Genomic DNA, 923 nt, shown 5'->3' on the forward strand with positions numbered 1-923 from the left:
CCTGGAAGGCCCGCGGCTGGCTGGTTCTGGCCGGAGACGACATTGACGTTGAAGCGTCGAATGCGAACATCGAGCGCTTCCGAAAAACTGTTACCCGACCAGAGAAAAAACCGGCAGGTAACAAGCAGAGTAACAAAACAGGTAACAGATCCTCGGGTAACAAGTCAGGTAACAAAAACGATAAGGATCTGGCCGAGTCTCCGACGAAAACCGTTGAGCGAATGATCGCCGAGCACGGCGTGACGATGACGCTTGATGAAGCGCGCCAGATGAAAGAAAACTTCCTCGCGTTGCTTACCCAGCTCGAGTACGACATTAAATCCGGGCAGGTGCTGCCGTACAAAGACATGATCGAGGCCGTAGGTAATGAATACGCCCGCATGCGCACCCGTCTCATTGCGATTGCTCCTGAACATGGCCCCCGGTTACGGGTGCTGGCTTCTACCACCAACGATGCGGAGTTTGTCCAGGCACTGCAGGAGGTGGTTTACGAGGCGATGGAGGAATTGAGCCTTGATGCAGATAACAACCGAGGAGAGAACTAACGCTGCAGCCTGGCAGAATTTCACCGGGGAGCTGCGCCAGCGTCGCTCCGATGTTCGCCCGCCCGAACCGCTGTCACTGAGCGAATGGGCTAATAAATACGCGGTGCTCTCGAAAGAAACCAGTGCGCAAACGGGCCGATTCCGGTCTTTCGCGTATCAGGATGGCATGATGGACGCCATTACTGATCCAGCGGTGACGCAGGTGTCGGTGATGAAGTCGGCGCGCGTTGGCTACACCAAAATCCTTGACCACGTTGTCGGCTATTACCTGGCGCATGACCCGTCGCCGATCCTCATCGTTCAGCCGCGTGTTGAAGATGCCGAAGATTACAGTAAAACCGAGATCGCGCCGATGTTGCGTGATACCCCGGTGCTGGC

Annotated in this window: 2 protein-coding genes; both read left to right on the forward strand. The window is 55.9% G+C overall.

Annotation, left to right across the window (positions count from 1 at the left end; genetic code table 11):
- Positions 1-545 (forward strand): RNA polymerase subunit sigma-70 (locus C9411_RS25285; RefSeq protein ID WP_107228163.1); only part of this gene is annotated, 545 nt, incomplete at its 5' end.
- Positions 517-923: phage terminase large subunit family protein (locus tag C9411_RS25290; protein WP_233221951.1), on the forward strand; the 407-nt coding region annotated here is incomplete at its 3' end. The genes C9411_RS25285 and C9411_RS25290, both read left to right, overlap by 29 nt.

The organism is Serratia sp. Nf2 (assembly GCF_003028435.1).
In the GTDB taxonomy this organism is placed as follows: domain Bacteria; phylum Pseudomonadota; class Gammaproteobacteria; order Enterobacterales; family Enterobacteriaceae; genus Serratia; species Serratia marcescens_L.